Here is a 15,902-nt window from a genome sequence, read left to right as displayed (position 1 = left end):
ATGAACAACATCAAATTGCAGGAACGCAGCATTACCGCCGGTAACGGAAAAGCATTCTGGCAATCGGTCATGCTCGACAGCGGCTTCACCGCGATACCGCGCTGGACGCTGGACACGACTGCAGATATCGATGAATACGAGATAGCGATTCCCGCCGAGCTAATGACAGCAGTACATCAGTTGGCTACGGCACTGTCGCTACCGCTCAGCGTGGCGCTGTTGAGCGCACACGCCAAGGTGCTCGGCGCACTCAGCGGCGAGCAGGAAGTGACCATTGGCTACGCCCAGGGAGGCAGCTCGCCGCTGCCGTTGCCGCTGTCGCTGGCAGCGCGCACATGGCGCGAGCTACTGCAGTACACCGCCCAGGCGGAGGCAACCCTGCTGGAATACCAGAACTTTCCCGTCGCCGAACTGCAACGCGAACTGGGCCTCACCGCACCGTTGTTTGAGGCCGAACTGGCCATCGACTCAGAGGGCAATCGCGGCCTGGCCGCAAGCACCGTGCTGGCCGTCGGCTTTGCACAAAGCCCACACACACCGCCGCCTGATGGCTACGTGCTGCAACTACGATACAGAACGGATGTCCTGGACGACGCATGCGCGGCCAGAATTGCCGGCTACCACCTGACTGCGCTGGCCCTCATGACGGCCGCCCCCGACGCAGCACATGCCAGCCAGACCCTGCTGTCGGCAGAAGAACTTCACTACCAATTCGACGGCTTTGCCGGCCCGCACCGCGAGTTGCCGGACGGCGCGATGCATGAGCTGTTCGAGAAGCAAGCGCTGATCCATCCGGACACCATTGCCGTCATGCATGGCAACCAGCAACTGACGTACCGGCAGCTCAACGCACGCGCCAATCGGCTGGCCCGCACGCTCCTGACCCAAGGCCTGCGCCGCGAAGGCGTGGTCGCCGTCGTCTGTGAGCGCAACCTCGACTGGATAACGGCAGTCTTCGCGATCTTCAAGGCGGGAGGTGCCTACCTGCCAATCGAGCCGCACTTTCCAGCCGATCGCATGGCTCGGATGCTTACCCGTGCCGACTGCCATTTCGTGCTCACCGAGCAGGACAGCTGCGCCACACTCGATCCACTACTCGACACCCCCGCCATGAGGCAGCTGGAAATCCAGCGTCTATTCATTGGCCCGGCCAGCACGGAAGCCGGCCTTATCGCCGATCTCGGTATCGGCACCAGTGCCGACCAGCTCGCCTACATCTACTTCACCTCCGGCTCTACCGGAGAACCCAAGGGTGCCATGTGCGAGCACGCGGGCCTGGTCAACCACCTGTTTGCCAAGATCGATGACTTGCAGATCGGTGCGGGTAGCGTGGTCGCCCAAACCGCACCGCAATGCTTCGACATTTCCCTGTGGCAACTGGTCGCCGCGCTGCTGGTCGGTGGGCACACGCAACTGATCGAGCAGGAGGTCATCCTGGACACCAAGCGCTTTGTCGACAAGTTGGTCGATGCCAAAGTCAACGTACTGCAGGTAGTGCCCTCCTATCTTGAAGTTGTGCTCTCTTACCTGGAGGCGCAGCCCCGCGCACTGCCGGACTTACGCTACGTGGCAGTCACCGGCGAGGCGCTGAAAAAGGAGCTGACACAACGGTGGTTTGCCGCCCTGCCGGAGATCAAGCTGGTGAACGCTTACGGGCTCACCGAGACCTCGGACGACACCAATCACGAAATCATGGACCGCGTGCCCAGCCGGGAGCGGGTGCCGCTTGGCCGAGCGGTCAACAACGTACACGTCTATGTCGTTGACGAGCAGCTGTCACCGGTACCTCTGGGCGCACCCGGCGAGATCGTGTTCTCGGGGGTATGTGTTGGCCGCGGCTATATCAACGATCCGGAGCGCACACAGCACGCCTTCATGCCCGATCCACATCACCCTGGCCAGCGGCTGTACCGCAGCGGCGACTTCGGCCGCTGGCTGCCCGAAGGCAAGCTAGAGTACCTCGGCCGGCGGGATGCCCAGCTCAAGATCCGCGGCTTCCGCATTGAACTCGGCGAAATCGAGAATAGCCTGCTGCGCCTCCCTGGCGTACGCGATGGCGCCGTCGTCGCAGTCGACCGGGTCGGACGCGGCAAACAACTGGTGGCCTTCTACGCCGGTGAGCAAGCACTCGCCCCCACCACGCTGCAGCAACAGCTCGGCGAATCGCTCCCTCAATACATGATCCCGTCGGCATTCCACTGGCAACCCAAACTGCCACTGACTGACAACGGCAAGATCGACAAGCGAACGTTGGCCGCATATGCCAGCGAAACCGACCTGGCCAAACCGAACCACGGCCAAAGCCGCACGCCGACTGAGCAACAGCTGGCGTGCGCCTGGGCGGAAATCCTCTGCATCCCGCCGCAGCAAATCGGCCCGGATGCCCACTTCTTTGAGCTTGGCGGCACCTCGCTATCCGCCCTGCAGCTGGTAACTCAATTGAATCGTGCCATCTCCGTGAAGGAGCTGGCCGCTCACCCGGTTCTCGCCAATCTGGCCCACCTCATCGACACGCGGGCCAGATAGCCGTTACAGAAGGAGCTTGCTCAAAATGTCATCACTCTTTGCCACCCCATCATCCTCACCGCCGGCCATGACGCCCGATGTGACGATACGCGCCGGAAAACCGCCACTCCTACAGGTGGACAGCAGCGGCGATGCCACCCGCTGGGCCGCCGAACACCGTGACATGCTACGCACTGCCGTGCATGAGCACGGTGCACTACTCGTCCGTGGCCTCGGTTTGCATGACGTGACGGGCATCGCCGCCGTGTTCCTGCAGCTGGGTACACTGATGATCGAACGGGAGGCTTTCGCCTCCCGGCACCACTACTCCGACGCGCTCTATTCCTCGTCGAAGTGGCCAGCCAATCAAAGCATGTGTCTGCATCACGAGCTTAGCTATGTTCTCAAGCCACCCTCGCTGATGCTGTTCGCCTGCCTCTCCGCCCCCCTCGAAGGTGGAGCGACCCCGCTTGCCGACGAGATCGAGATATTGCAGTCGCTGCCCGCCGAGCTGATTACGCGTTTCGAGCGTGATGGCTGGCTGCTGATCCGTAATTACAACGACGAGATCGGCGCATCGCTCGGCGAAGCCTTCGGCAGCAACGATCATTACGCGGTGGAGAACTATTGCCGTGCCAATGCCATCAAGTTTGCGTGGCAACCAGATGGCTCGCTACGCACCTGGCAGCACCGCAGTGCGGTGGTCAGACATCCCGTTACGGATCAACGCTGCTGGTTTAACCAGGTCGCCTTTCTGAATGAATGGACCATTGAGCCAGAGGTTCGCGAATACCTGGTGGATAGCTATGGCGAAGATGGCCTGCCGTTCAATACCCGCTTCGGCAACGGCGACCCGATCAGCCCGGAGACCGTACAGCTGATCAACAAGGCCTATAGCGACAACACCATGCGCGACCAGTGGCAACCTGGCGACATGATGCTAGTGGACAACATCCGCATGGCACATGGCCGGGAAAGCTTTCAGGGTACCCGCGAAGTGCTGGTCGGGATGGCTGACGCGGTGAGTCTGGGATAAGCCACCGCGCTTGATTCCACGGATGCTTGACGGCACCCGTTGTCAGAGCAAAGGAGTTCGTAATGTCAGCAAAGGAATATTCGACGTTGCTACAAAACGGGCCAGTAGCAACGGAGCAAACCACGAGGCGATATCGCCGACAGCCCGCAGAAATGGCCTTGGCGGTACTGCAGGCCAAGGTATTGATCTGCGACCCGATATCCGCTGTCGCTGTAGCACGACTACGCGATAGCGGGCTGCAAGTCGACGAGAGGGTCGGACTCTCCGCCGAAGCGCTGGAGGCGCTCATTGGCGGTTACGATGCCATCGTCGTCCGATCCGCCACGCGACTCACCGCCAAGCAGATCGCCGCGGCCAACCGCTTGCGACTGATCGTGCGTGGCGGCATCGGCACTGACAATATCGACCTCGACGCCGCCGCAAAACGCCACATCCCGGTATTCAACACCCCGAAAGCATCGACCGCCTCGGTTGCCGAGTTGGCCCTGGGTCAGCTGCTTGCCCTGGCACGGCGCACCCCGCAGGCGGATGCCGCGTTGAAGGCCGGGAAGTGGCCGAAACGTGAATTCTCGGATGGTGTTGAACTCAAGGACAAGACGCTGGGCATCATCGGCGTGGGGCGGATAGGCGGCACCTTGGGACGCTACGCTTTGGCACTCGGCATGCGCATCATCGGCACTGACACCAACACCATGCCGGCGGGCAGCTTCGACGGTCTCGAACTCGTCCCGCTGGCAGCCCTGCTCGCCCGCGCTGACTGCATTTCGGTACATACCCCGAGCCTGGATGGCCAGCCTGTTATCGGCCGGCAAGAAATTGCACAGATGAAAGATGGCGCCCTGCTGATCAACTGCGCACGCGGAGGCCTGATAGACGAGGCGGCGCTGCTCGAAGCCCTTGAGTCCGGCAAGCTCCGCGGCGCCGCCCTTGACGTCTTCAGTGAGGAACCGCCCCAGGAGCAGCGTCTCATCCACCACCCCCAGGTCATCTGCACACCACACCTTGGCGGCGCCACACGAGAAGCCCAGGCCCGCATCGGGATGGAGGTCGTCCGGATCTTGCTGGATGAACTGTAGTGCGTGCTACCACGGAGAGTCACATGCTGCTGCCAGCAGAGCATGAAGTGCATATCTGGTGTGTCAGTCTGAAAGTGACGCCAGAAACGGCGGCCCGCCTCTACGCATCACTTTCCATCGACGAACAGGAACGAAGCTCACGTTTCCATTTCCAGCACGATCAACAGCACTTTGTGGTTGCGCACGGAGCATTGCGCGACCTCCTGGGGCGCTATCTCGCGCTACAGCCAGCACGACTAAGCTATGTTTACAACGCATTCGGCAAGCCGGAACTCAGCCCTGTACTTGGCAGCCGGCTCAGATTCAATCTGTCCCACTCCGCCGATCTTGCCCTCATCGCGATTGCGGCCAACGTTGACGTCGGTATTGATCTTGAGGCCATCCGTGAACAAAGCGGGTATGCGGCAATCGCTCAGCAATTCTTCGCCGCAACGGAAATCCAGCAGCTGGACAGGCTCCAGGGCCGCGGTTACACCGAGGCTTTCCTCAGGTACTGGACCAGAAAAGAGGCGTATCTGAAAGCCCGCGGCGACGGCCTCACCATCCCCTTGGATAGCTTTACCATCCCTCAAGCAAGTAATCCGCCATACGCCTTACCTGGCTGCCAAACTCCGGAAGAGAGTGTCAGGATGGAGGGCTGGTCGCTCTATGATCTACAGCCTGCTCCCGACTACCTGGGGGCACTGGCCATTGAGGGAAACGGCTGGGGCTTAAAGCAATATCAGTGGATGCCATAGAAGGGGCAATCTGAATCGCCTCTGCGCCTGTAGTCATTTCTGATGGCAGCTTCACAGCCCTAACCGTTCCATGCATTGAGCATTGTCGAACGTCGCCTTTGGCCAACGATTTGCCGCTGACCATATTGGTTAGGCAGCTGGTCGGCCAAAGCGGACACCAGAGCGGAACGCACTAATCGGCAGCTTTATGGTACTAACCAGCCATCAGAAAGTGGCTACCCGAGCAGGGGAAATTCAGCCTGCAAGTGAGTGATGCGGACGTTTAAGAAGAGGCTGCCATCTCTTGACTCTACCGAACGGAGGCAGGCCCTCCCTCGTACTTGCCACGATTGTCACGGGATACCCGCCAATGTAGCAGTGACCTCATCGACTAGCTGGCATGCAAGGCGCGACTCACGCATGCCCCGGCGCCGTAGTGGATTGCGCCGTTGCAGACAGCAACTCTGAAATCACCCTCCGCAGCCAGCGGTTACCCGGGTCGTGGTGATAGCGTTCGTGCCAGTGCTGCTTGACTGCGTAGTCCGGCAGCTCGAACGGCACTGGAAACACCCGGAAGCTGCCACGCCCCTCCAGCACCTGTGCCAGCCGCTCCGGAATGGTAACCAGCATGTCGGTCTGCTCAACGACGAAGGCAATGCCCAAGTAGTTGGGCACTCGTAACGCCACCTTGCGGGCAATGCCCTGACGCACAATTTCACGATCCAGAATCAAGTGTCCGGTACCGGAGGACGTCACCACCGCATGCTCTTCGGCCTGGTACTGCGCCAGTGTCAGGCGGTCCTGTATGCGCGGGTGGTCAGTGCTGGCCACACATACATAGCGCTGGCGGAACAGCGCCTGCTGATAAAAGCCGGCTTCCAGCTGAGGCATGAAGCCCAACGCCAGGTCTGCCTCGCCGGATTCCAGCATGCGCGGCGTATCCGCAGACAATGGCACGATATCGATATGCACACCGGGCGAGGTGCGACGCAGGTGCGCCCACAGCCTGGGCAGCAGAACCAGCTGGCTGATGTCGGTCATGCTGATGCAGAACCGGCGTTCTGAGCTTGCCGGGTCGAAATCGATACGGTGGCCGAACACCAGGTTGAGCGAATCCAGCGCCTGCCGCACCGCGTGCTCAAGCTCCCGCGCCATCGGCGTCGGCTCCATGCCGTTGCCGATGCGCACGAACAGCAGGTCGGCAAAGTGCTCGCGCAGCTTCGCCAGCGCAATGCTTACCGCCGGCTGGCCCAGCCCCAGGTTGGCCGCAGCCCGCGTCACGCTGCGCGTCTTGTAGATTTCGTCGAATACCTGCAGCAGACGTATATCCGGCGTTTGCATCACCCCCACCTTTATTCGATTTTCGAATTAAGTACATTGATAGCATTGCATAGACCGAATGTCGACGGCTGCCTACATTGCCATCACCACAACAGCAAAACATCTGCCTTGAGCTGGATCATCACTTTCCAGATGACATCCCGGCAGATGATCCGCACAGATGGAGATGACAATGTTGGAACTTGCCCGACTGGACGACCTGCCCGCCGATTACCGCGCCGCCCTTGGTGAGCAGAACCTGGTGCCTCTGTGGCCCAGCCTGCGCGCGGTACTGCCGCCGGGCCAGCCGCGCCCGCGCACCCAGGCCACCTGCTGGCATTACGAAGCCCTGCGACCGCTGCTGCTGCAGGCCGGCGAGCTGACTCCGATCGAAAAAGCCGAACGCCGCGTGCTGGTGCTGGCCAACCCCGGCCATGGCCTGGACAAGATGCAGGCCAGCGCCGCCATCTACCTCGGCATGCAGCTTTTGCTGCCCGGCGAGATTGCCCCGTCGCATCGCCACACCCCTAATGCGGTGCGCATGATCGTGGAAGGCGAAGGCGCCTACACCACCGTGAACGGCGAAAAATGCCCGATGCAGCGTGGCGACCTGATCCTGACCCCGACCGGGCTGTGGCACGAACATGGCCACGATGGCGACGCGCCGGTGGTGTGGCTGGATGTACTGGACTTGCCGCTGGTGTACTACATGGAAGCCTCCTACGTGGAGGAAGGCCAGCCGCAAACCATCACCGGCCTGGGCAGCGAACGCGCCTACCTGCGTGGTGGCGTGGTGCCATCGCCGGTATTCACCCGCACCAACCCGCGCTACCCGATGCTGCGCTACCCGTGGGCAGACGTACGCGCCGCATTGCTGGCGCTCGCCGCACAACAGCCGGCCGGCGAGGCGGTGCAGGTCGCCTACGTGAACCCGGAAACCGGCAGCGACTGCCAGAACATCCTCGGCTACTCGGCACTGATGCTGCGCCCCGGCGAAACACTGCAGCTGCCGGCACGCTCACCGGCCACGGTACTGCACCTGATCGAAGGCGCGGCCGAAGCCGGCATCGGCGGCAAACCATTCACGCTGGCCGAGGCCGACACCTGCTGCGCCCCTGGCTTTGCCCCGCTCACCCTGCGTAACCGCAGCAGCGAGCAGCCCGCCTTCCTCTTCATCGCCGACGAAGCCCCATTGCACAAGAAGCTGGGACTCTACGAAGTCCGCCACGGCTGATACCGGCACACACAGCAAGGAGACAGACATGAAAACCACTCTTCCCGTGATTGTTGCCGGTGGCGGCATCGGCGGCCTGGCTGCCGCACTGGCACTGGTACGCCAGGGCTTTGCCGTACAGGTACTGGAACAGGCGCCGCAAATCGGCGAAATCGGCGCCGGCATCCAGCTTGGCCCCAATGCCTTCCATGCCTTTGACGCACTGGGCGTGGGCGACAAGGCCCGCAGCCGCGCCGTCTACACCGACGAAATGGTGATGCATGACGCACTGGACGAAAGCCTGGTTGGCCGCATCCCCACCGGCGAGGCATTCCGCCAGCGCTTCGGCAACCCGTATGCGGTCATCCACCGCGTGGATGTGCACCTGTCGCTGCTGGAAGGCGCGCAGGAGACCGGCCGCGTCGAGTTCCTCCCCGGCACCCACGTCGAGCGCGTGGAGCAGGACGCCGACGGCGTGACCGTCTACGACCAGCGCGGCAAGGCCTATCGTGGCTGCGCGCTGATCGGCGCCGACGGCGTGAAATCGGTGGTGCGTCAGCAGTTCGTCAATGACCCGCCGCGCGTCTCCGGCCACGTGGTGTACCGCGCGGTGATCGACAAGAAAGACTTCCCGGAAAACCTGCAGTGGAACGCGGCCAGCATCTGGGTGGGCCCTAACTGTCACCTGGTGCACTACCCGCTGCGCGGCGGTGAACAGTACAACGTGGTGGTGACCTTCCACAGCCGCCAGCAGGAGCAATGGGGCGTTACCGAAGGCAGCCCGGAAGAAGTGCAAAGCTATTTCCAGGGCATCTGCCCCAAGGCGCGCCAGCTGATCGAGCTGCCCAAGAGCTGGAAGCGCTGGGCTACCGCTGATCGTGAACCGATCGACACCTGGTCGTTTGGCCGCGTCACCCTGCTGGGCGATGCCGCCCACCCCACGCTGCAATACCTGGCGCAGGGTGCCTGCATGGCCCTAGAAGATGCCGTGACACTGGGCGAAGCACTGCGTGCATGCGACAACGATTTCAGCCGGGCGTTTGCGCTGTACCAGCGCTCCCGCGTGGCCCGCACCGCACGCATCGTACTGTCCGCCCGCGAAATGGGCCGCATCTTCCACGCCAGGGGCGTGGAGCGCCTGGTTCGCAATGACCTCTGGAAAGGCCGCAGTGCCGAGCGTTTCTACGACGCCATGGAATGGTTGTACGGCTGGAACGCCGACAACTGTCTGGCCCGCGACTAAGGGCGCCGCCATGCTGAAGCTCTACAACTTCTTCCGCAGCGGCACCTCGCACCGCCTGCGCATCGCCCTGAACCTGAAGGGGCTGGACTACCAGTACCTGCCGGTGGATCTGCGCAGCGAACAGCACCGTGCGGCCGACTTCCTGGCACTGAACCCGCAAGGGCTGGTGCCGGCACTGGTGGATGGAGGGCAAACGCTGATCCAGTCGCCGGCCATCATCGAATGGCTGGAGGAACGCCACCCTGAACCGCCACTGCTGCCGCAAGCACCGGACGAACGTGCCCGCGTGCGCGCACTGGCGGCAGTGGTGGGCTGCGACACCCACCCGCTAAACAACCGCCGGGTACTGGAATACCTGCGCCGGCAGCTGGGCTGCGAGCAGGCTGCCGTCGATGCCTGGTGCCACACATGGATCTGCGCCGGCTTCGACGCGCTGGAAGCGCTGCTGGCCAGTGACCGCCAGCGCGGCGACTTCTGCTTTGGCCACGCACCGACGCTGGCCGATATCTACCTGGTGCCGCAGGTGGAAAGCGCGCGCCGCTTCAACGTCGACCTGCGCCCCTATCCGCTGATCACGGCGGTGGACCACGCCTGTGCGCAGCTGGATGCCTTCCGCCGCGCCGCACCGGCCGCGCAGCCAGATGCCGTCTGACCCCACACTCATCACACACAGAAAGAATCCGCCATGAACTACCTGTTCCCACCTGCCGCCCCTGCCGGCCTGCCCATCGTTGGCCGTAACGAACTGTTCCCGGTGCGCCGCGTGTACTGCGTTGGCCGCAACTACGCCGCCCACGCCCGCGAAATGGGCTTCGACCCGGACCGCGAACCGCCGTTTTTCTTCTGCAAGCCCAATGACCAGCAATCCGTGGTGGCGGTGGCCGATGGCGAAACCGCAGTCATCCCCTACCCGGCGCAGACCGGCAATTACCACTACGAGATCGAACTGGTGGTTGCCATCGGCAAGGGAGGCAAGGACATCGCGGTAGCCGATGCGGCCAACCATATCTTCGGCTACGCCGTGGGCCTGGACATGACCCGCCGCGACCTGCAGATGAAGATGCGCGAGATGGGCCGCCCGTGGGAAGTGGGCAAGGCCTTTGACTATTCGGCCCCGGTCGGCCCGCTGACCGCCCGCAGCGACAGTGGCGACATCGACAGCGGCGAGATCGTGCTGACTGTGGATGGCGACACCCGCCAGCGCAGCGACCTCAGCCACCTGATCTGGAATGTCAGCGAGACCATCGCCAACCTGTCCACCCTGTTCGAGCTGCAGCCGGGCGACCTGATCTTTACCGGCACGCCGGAAGGCGTGGGCGCGGTGCTGACCGGGCAGACCATGCTGGCGCGCATCGACGGACTGAGCCCGGTCACGGTCCAGGTCGCCTGATTCCCCTTGCTGCACAAAAACGGAGACGGCATGCACGACATGCCGCCCACAACACTACACAGGAGATAACCCATGCGTGCCTCTATGGACGTTCAGCGCTTCATTGACGCTCTGCCGTTTTCCCGGCTGCAACGCCGCATTCTGTGGCTGTGCTTTCTGGTGGTAGCGGTCGACGGATTCGACACCGCCGCCATCGGCTTCATCGCTCCCGCCATCCGCGAGGAATGGCACCTCACCGCAGCAGCGCTGGCACCACTGTTCGGCGCCGGCCTGTTCGGCCTGATGGCCGGGGCGCTGCTGTTTGGCCCGCTGGCCGACCGTTTCGGCCGCAAGACCATCCTGGTGCTGTCGGTAGGCTTCTTCGGCCTGGCCAGTCTCGCCTCCACCGCCGCGCCCGACCTGACCTGGCTGATCGCGCTGCGCTTTCTAACCGGGCTGGGTCTGGGGGGCGCCATGCCCAATGCCATCACGCTGACGTCGGAATACTGCCCCGATACCCGCCGCTCCAGTCTGGTGACGCTGATGTTCTGCGGCTTCACCATCGGCTCGGCACTGGGCGGCCTGTTGTCGGCACAGATCCTTACCAGCTTTGGCTGGCGCGGCGTGCTGTTCCTCGGCGGCGTGCTGCCGCTGCTGCTGGTGCCGGTTCTGCTGCGCAGCCTGCCGGAGTCGTTGCGTTTCATGGTGCTGAAGCGCCGCCCGCAGGCTGACATCGATGCCGTGGTGGCACAGCTGGCACCGCAGCAGGGCGAGCAGCCACAGCTCACTGCCCATGAAGCCAGTGAACAGGCACCGGTGCGCGAACTGTTCCGCCCGCCGTTTGCCGTCGGCACCGTGCTGCTGTGGGTCAGCTTCTTCATGAGCCTGCTGATCATCTACCTGATCTCCAGCTGGCTGCCGACGCTGCTGCACAACACCGGTGCCAGCCTCAGCCGCGCCTCGTGGATCACCGCCACCTTCCAGATTGGCGGCACCATCGGCGCCATCCTGCTGGGGCGGCTGATGGATCGCTTCGGTTCCAGCCGCACCCTGGCCATCACCTATGTCATCGGCGCGGTGTTCGTCTCGCTGTGCGGCATCAGCGGTGGCCAGCTGTGGCTTCTGGTGCTGGCGGTGTTCGGCGTGGGCTTCTGCGTGAGCGGCTCGCAAGTGGGTGCCAATGCGCTGGCGGCGGCGTTCTACCCCACCAGCAACCGCGCCACCGGCGTGAGCTACGCCAACGCGGTGGGCCGTTGCGGCTCGGTACTGGGTTCGCTGTCTGGTGGCTGGCTGATGGCGATGCAGCTCGACATGGGGGTGATACTCAGCCTGCTGGCGATACCGGCGCTGATCGCCGCCGCCGCCATCAGCCAGTTGGGACGCGTGAATCGCCAGACAGGAGCATCTACGGCTCAACCGGAGCGGGCCAGCTAGTCAGCTATTTACTGTACAGTCCCTGGGCAACCAATTCACGGCCTCCTTCTACAGGAGGCCGTTTCTTATGCTGCGCCTGAACGGCTCAATCCACCCTTTGCTGGACGAGTGTGTCCGAAATTCTTTGTAAAACAGCCTTTGCGCATTCGCCGTTCGAAAGGCAGTTGAGGCCATTTCCAATATGTGCTCCTATGACTGCTTCGGCCGACGACTTGCCGCAGGCTGGGCTGGCGAGGCTGCTGGTCGGCCAAAACGGTCTATTACCCCATTTGTCCTGAACGTCTGCTCAGAGTCACATACCGGCCATTTCTCTGTTGCCGGCACCGAACGTCAGCTTTCTTCCCCTTTGGAACGCGTAGGAGCGTGTTACCATCTGCGCCGCGCTGTTTTTATTGCTTTGCAGCATAGGGCGGCGCCACGCTGCTGTGGCAGCACCCTTGTCCTGATGCGGCCAACGTTGGCCGCATTGCCTGTCGTCTTCCCGCCTTGTCGCCGGTCGCGGCGTAACCTGTTTCCTGCCGCCGCACGGCGCTTCCCATGATCATTCTGAAAAACGTGGCCTTGCGCCGCGGTACCAAAGTTCTGCTCGACAACGCGTCGGTGACGCTCAATCCCGGCGAGAAAGTCGGCCTGGTCGGCCGCAACGGCGCCGGCAAATCCTCGCTGTTCGCGGTGCTGAACGGCTCGCTGCACGAAGACGGCGGCGATGTGTCGATCCCGTCGCAATGGCGCATGTCGCAGGTGGCGCAGGACATGCCGGAAACGGCGCAGACGGCGACCGAGTTTGTGATCGAAGGCGATACCACCCTGCTCGCCGCGCAGCAGGAGGTGGCCGAGGCCGAGGCCGGCGAAGACTATATGCGCATGGCGCACGCCTATACCGCGCTCAACGACGCTGGCGCCCACGATGCGCCGGCACGGGCGCAGGCGCTGATTCTCGGCTTGGGTTTCAGCGTCGCCGAGCTGCAGCAGCCGGTGAACAGCTTTTCCGGCGGCTGGCGCATGCGGCTGCAACTGGCGCGCGCGCTGATGTGTCCGTCCGACCTGCTGCTGCTGGACGAGCCGACCAACCACCTGGATCTGGACGCACTGGTATGGCTGGAAGCGTGGTTGAAGCAGTACGCCGGCACCATGGTGGTGATCAGCCATGACCGCGAATTCCTCGATGCCGTCACCAACGTGACGCTGCACGTCGACAATGCCAAGCTGGTGCGCTACGGCGGCAATTACAGTAAGTTCGAGGACATGCGTGCCGAACAGCTGGTCCTGCAGCAGGCGGCGCAGGCCAAGCAGCAGGAAAAGATGGCGCACCTGCAGAAGTTCATCGACCGCTTCAAGGCCAAGGCCAGCAAGGCGAAGCAGGCGCAGAGCCGCGTCAAGGCGCTGGAGCGGATGGAGAAGATCGCGCCGGTGCTGGCCGATGCCGAGTTCCAGTTCGAATTCAAGGAGCCGATGAGCCTGCCGAACTCGATGCTGTCGATGACTGGCGCGGTGTTCGGCTATCCGGCGGCGGAGGGTGCGCCGGAAGATACGCCGCCGACGGTGATCGTGCGCAACGTGAACCGCACCGTGCTGGCCGGGCAGCGTATCGGCATTCTCGGTGCCAACGGCCAGGGCAAGTCGACGCTGGTGAAAACCGTGGCCGAGGCGCTGCAGGCGGTTGGCGGCGAGATCATCCGCGGCAAGGGGCTCAATATCGGCTACTTCTCGCAGCAGGAGCTGGACGTGCTGCGGCCGGAGGACGATCCGCTGCAGCACATGTTCCGTCTGGTGCGCGACACCCCGGCGGCGATGCGGCCGTCGGCCAACGATTGCCGCGAGCAGGGGCTACGCAATTTCCTCGGCACCTTCAACTTCAGCGGCGACATGGTGAAGCAGGCGGTCGGCAGCATGAGCGGCGGCGAGAAGGCGCGGCTGGTGCTGTGCATGATCGTGTGGCAGCGGCCGAACCTGCTGCTGCTGGATGAACCGACCAACCATCTGGACCTCGCCACCCGCGAGGCGCTGAGCGTGGCGCTGAACGAGTTCGAAGGCTCGGTGATGCTGGTCAGCCACGACCGGGCGTTGCTGCGCGCGGTGTGCGACGAATTCTGGATGGTGTCGCGTGGTGGGGTCAGCGATTTCGCGGGCGATCTGGACGATTACCAGGTCTACCTGCTGGAAGAGGCCAAGCGCCGGCGCGAAGAGGCGGCCGGCAAGCGTTAAGCCAGCCCGTCTGCGCGTTAGCCCCTGCGGCCAAGCATGGGGCAGGATTGCCTGCAGGAGCCGGGGCAGTCCATGAACGAAATGTCAGCTACCGGTCCCAAAGTGGAAATACCCTGATTAGCTAGATAGACGTTTAACAAGGTTGACGGCTCAAGTAAGTGAGCACTCGCAGCAAGGGGCCGTCAGTATCGCCCAGGCGCCCCTGCACGCAGGCTGGCCACCAAATGGTCAACCAGTGCGCGAACCTTGGCCGCCCCATTGGGTCCGCTGCGGTGTACTACATGGATGGGCAAGGGCGGCGGCTCGTATTCGGTCAGTAGCACCTGCAGGCGTCCTGCGCTTTCCCATTCCCTGATCTGATATGACAGTAACCGGGTAATGCCCGCGCCCCGGGTCGCCGCGACGATGGCCGCATCGTTGCTGCTGACCTGCATACGGGGGTGAATACGAACCGCCAGAGGCATACCTTGAGCCTGGAACTTCCACTCGACGGTAGGGCTGACGGCAGAGGCCGAGATAATCTGGTGTCCCAGCAACTGCTCGGGGTGTGTCGGAGTGCCATTCCGCGCCAGATATTCGGGCGAGGCGCAGACCACGCGGCGCACCTCACCCACACGCTGCGCCCGCAAATCAGAGTCGGGCAACTCGCCGATGCGCACGCCGATGTCGATCCCTTCTTCGAGCATATTGACTACCCGGTCGAGAAATAGCGCCGAAATCTGCAATTGTGGATGCTGATGCATGAAATCGACCAGCACCGGGGTGACGTGGATCCGGCCAAACAGGGTGGGGGCAGTCACTGCCACATGGCCGCGCAGGCTGGCGTTGATCCCGGCGGCGGCATCGTCGGCTTCGTCGGCCTCGGCGAGAATTCGCCGCGCGTCTTCCAGATAGCGCTGCCCTGCTTCGGTGGTGCGCACCAGTCGGGTAGTCCGGTGCAACAGCTTGACCCCAAGGCGTGCCTCCAGGGCGGCCACCGCGCGAGTCACTGCCGGGGCCGAGAGACCCAGACGACGGGCACCGCCGGCAAAGCTCTCGGCCTCAGCCACCGCGACAAAAGTGCTCATCAGATGAAAGCGGTCCATTTGATTATTCCACTTAATGGAATAATGAATTGTGTTCTATGAGGATTCTTCTTTCAAGTGGAGTTTGGCAAAGTGACCTCACCCGCTGTTCCACCGCTTGTCGTGACAGCGAGGCCCTTCCCACTCAATCAGGAGAATCACCATGTCCCGTCTGCCCATCCCCGCCGTCGAACACGCCCTGCCCGCTGCTCAACCGCTACTCGCGGCGGTTCATCAGCAACTGGGCGTGGTTCCCAATCTGATGAAACTGGTGGGCAACAGCCCGGCGGCTCTCGAAGGCTACTTGGCGCTCAACGGCGCACTCGCCAAAGGTAACCTCGATGTGCGCCTGCGTGAGCGGATCGCGCTGACCGTGGCCGAGCTCAACGGCTGCGCCTACTGCCTGGCCGCCCATAGCTACCTGGCGACGAATCTGGCCAAGCTCGACGCCGCCGAGGTGGACGCCGCCCGCGACGGCCGCTCCGCCGATGCCAAGGCCGATGCGGCGCTGCGCTTTACCCGCCGGGTGGTCGAGTCGCGCGGTCAGGTGAGCGATGCCGAACTCGCCGCCTTGCAGGCCGCCGGCTTCGGTCCCGGCGAAGTGCTCGAGATCGTGCTCAACGTAGCCCTCAATCTGCTGACCAACTACGTCAATAACGTGGCTGCCACCGAGATCGACTTCCCCACGGTCGAGCTGCGTAAAACCGCCTGATGCCCGTCG

Annotated in this window: 13 protein-coding genes; 11 read left to right on the top strand and 2 right to left on the bottom strand. The window is 63.1% G+C overall.

The window, feature by feature from the left end; translation table 11 throughout:
• The 4 genes from ACFOLG_RS03640 (at position 1) to ACFOLG_RS03625 (ending at position 5,354) form a co-directional block, all read left to right on the top strand.
• Positions 1-2,526, top strand: coding sequence for a non-ribosomal peptide synthetase (locus ACFOLG_RS03640; RefSeq protein WP_386088481.1), 2,526 nt, complete (start codon positions 1-3; stop codon positions 2,524-2,526).
• 25 nt (positions 2,527-2,551) lie between these two features.
• Complete coding sequence (locus ACFOLG_RS03635; RefSeq protein ID WP_386088479.1) at positions 2,552-3,541, top strand: TauD/TfdA family dioxygenase; 990 nt, start codon at positions 2,552-2,554, stop codon at positions 3,539-3,541.
• A 62-nt stretch (positions 3,542-3,603) separates the two neighbouring features.
• Entirely contained in the window at positions 3,604-4,617 is a 1,014-nt protein-coding gene (locus ACFOLG_RS03630) for a hydroxyacid dehydrogenase (RefSeq protein WP_386088476.1), read from the top strand.
• A gap of 23 nt (positions 4,618-4,640) precedes the next feature.
• Positions 4,641-5,354, top strand: a complete 714-nt coding sequence (locus tag ACFOLG_RS03625) for a 4'-phosphopantetheinyl transferase family protein (RefSeq protein WP_386088474.1) — start codon at positions 4,641-4,643, stop codon at positions 5,352-5,354.
• Between the two features lie 393 nt (positions 5,355-5,747).
• Here the strand turns inward: ACFOLG_RS03625 and ACFOLG_RS03620 are convergent, their stop codons facing one another.
• Complete coding sequence (locus ACFOLG_RS03620; protein WP_386088473.1) at positions 5,748-6,674, bottom strand: LysR family transcriptional regulator; 927 nt, start codon at positions 6,672-6,674, stop codon at positions 5,748-5,750.
• A 172-nt stretch (positions 6,675-6,846) separates the two neighbouring features.
• Between ACFOLG_RS03620 and ACFOLG_RS03615 the strand changes: the two genes are divergently transcribed.
• From ACFOLG_RS03615 to ACFOLG_RS03590, 6 genes are all read left to right on the top strand, one after another.
• The gene (locus ACFOLG_RS03615) at positions 6,847-7,887 is read left to right on the top strand and encodes a cupin domain-containing protein (RefSeq protein ID WP_386088471.1); all 1,041 of its coding nucleotides are present in this window, start codon (positions 6,847-6,849) and stop codon (positions 7,885-7,887) included.
• A gap of 28 nt (positions 7,888-7,915) precedes the next feature.
• On the top strand, positions 7,916-9,109 hold the full coding sequence (locus ACFOLG_RS03610) for a 3-hydroxybenzoate 6-monooxygenase (RefSeq protein ID WP_386088469.1): 1,194 nt from the start codon (positions 7,916-7,918) through the stop codon (positions 9,107-9,109).
• A 10-nt stretch (positions 9,110-9,119) separates the two neighbouring features.
• Positions 9,120-9,761, top strand: a complete 642-nt coding sequence (maiA, locus tag ACFOLG_RS03605) for a maleylacetoacetate isomerase (protein ID WP_386088466.1) — start codon at positions 9,120-9,122, stop codon at positions 9,759-9,761.
• Positions 9,762-9,794: 33 nt separating this feature from the next.
• A complete protein-coding gene (locus ACFOLG_RS03600) occupies positions 9,795-10,499 on the top strand; it encodes a fumarylacetoacetate hydrolase family protein (RefSeq protein ID WP_386088464.1) in 705 nt (234 codons plus the stop codon).
• A 72-nt stretch (positions 10,500-10,571) separates the two neighbouring features.
• Entirely contained in the window at positions 10,572-11,912 is a 1,341-nt protein-coding gene (locus tag ACFOLG_RS03595; RefSeq protein ID WP_386088461.1) for an MFS transporter, read from the top strand.
• 537 nt (positions 11,913-12,449) lie between these two features.
• Complete coding sequence (locus ACFOLG_RS03590) at positions 12,450-14,117, top strand: ABC-F family ATP-binding cassette domain-containing protein (RefSeq protein ID WP_386088459.1); 1,668 nt, start codon at positions 12,450-12,452, stop codon at positions 14,115-14,117.
• A gap of 182 nt (positions 14,118-14,299) precedes the next feature.
• Here ACFOLG_RS03590 and ACFOLG_RS03585 read toward each other — a convergent pair whose 3' ends face one another.
• Positions 14,300-15,202, bottom strand: a complete 903-nt coding sequence (locus tag ACFOLG_RS03585; RefSeq protein WP_386088443.1) for a LysR family transcriptional regulator — start codon at positions 15,200-15,202, stop codon at positions 14,300-14,302.
• Between the two features lie 142 nt (positions 15,203-15,344).
• On the opposite strand from ACFOLG_RS03585, the gene ACFOLG_RS03580 reads away from it, so the two are divergent.
• The gene (locus ACFOLG_RS03580; RefSeq protein WP_386088441.1) at positions 15,345-15,893 is read left to right on the top strand and encodes a carboxymuconolactone decarboxylase family protein; all 549 of its coding nucleotides are present in this window, start codon (positions 15,345-15,347) and stop codon (positions 15,891-15,893) included.
• The last annotated feature ends 9 nt before the right edge of the window (positions 15,894-15,902 follow it).

The sequence above is a fragment of the Vogesella facilis genome (assembly GCF_042648525.1).
GTDB lineage: Bacteria > Pseudomonadota > Gammaproteobacteria > Burkholderiales > Chromobacteriaceae > Vogesella > Vogesella facilis.
The sequence above is the reverse complement of the archived record's forward strand: the minus strand, read 5'-3'. Positions and strand labels throughout refer to the sequence as shown.

Excerpts from the sequence above, each read along its gene's own strand:
- ACFOLG_RS03640 (WP_386088481.1), top strand. The coding sequence starts at position 1 with ATGAACAACATCAAATTGCAGGAACGCAGCATTACCGCCGGTAACGGA.
- ACFOLG_RS03635 (WP_386088479.1), top strand. The coding sequence starts at position 2,552 with ATGTCATCACTCTTTGCCACCCCATCATCCTCACCGCCGGCCATGACG.
- ACFOLG_RS03630 (WP_386088476.1), top strand. The coding sequence starts at position 3,604 with ATGTCAGCAAAGGAATATTCGACGTTGCTACAAAACGGGCCAGTAGCA.
- ACFOLG_RS03625 (WP_386088474.1), top strand. The coding sequence starts at position 4,641 with ATGCTGCTGCCAGCAGAGCATGAAGTGCATATCTGGTGTGTCAGTCTG.
- ACFOLG_RS03620 (WP_386088473.1), bottom strand. The coding sequence starts at position 6,674 with ATGCAAACGCCGGATATACGTCTGCTGCAGGTATTCGACGAAATCTAC.
- ACFOLG_RS03615 (WP_386088471.1), top strand. The coding sequence starts at position 6,847 with ATGTTGGAACTTGCCCGACTGGACGACCTGCCCGCCGATTACCGCGCC.
- ACFOLG_RS03610 (WP_386088469.1), top strand. The coding sequence starts at position 7,916 with ATGAAAACCACTCTTCCCGTGATTGTTGCCGGTGGCGGCATCGGCGGC.
- maiA (WP_386088466.1), top strand. The coding sequence starts at position 9,120 with ATGCTGAAGCTCTACAACTTCTTCCGCAGCGGCACCTCGCACCGCCTG.
- ACFOLG_RS03600 (WP_386088464.1), top strand. The coding sequence starts at position 9,795 with ATGAACTACCTGTTCCCACCTGCCGCCCCTGCCGGCCTGCCCATCGTT.
- ACFOLG_RS03595 (WP_386088461.1), top strand. The coding sequence starts at position 10,572 with ATGCGTGCCTCTATGGACGTTCAGCGCTTCATTGACGCTCTGCCGTTT.
- ACFOLG_RS03590 (WP_386088459.1), top strand. The coding sequence starts at position 12,450 with ATGATCATTCTGAAAAACGTGGCCTTGCGCCGCGGTACCAAAGTTCTG.
- ACFOLG_RS03585 (WP_386088443.1), bottom strand. The coding sequence starts at position 15,202 with ATGGACCGCTTTCATCTGATGAGCACTTTTGTCGCGGTGGCTGAGGCC.
- ACFOLG_RS03580 (WP_386088441.1), top strand. The coding sequence starts at position 15,345 with ATGTCCCGTCTGCCCATCCCCGCCGTCGAACACGCCCTGCCCGCTGCT.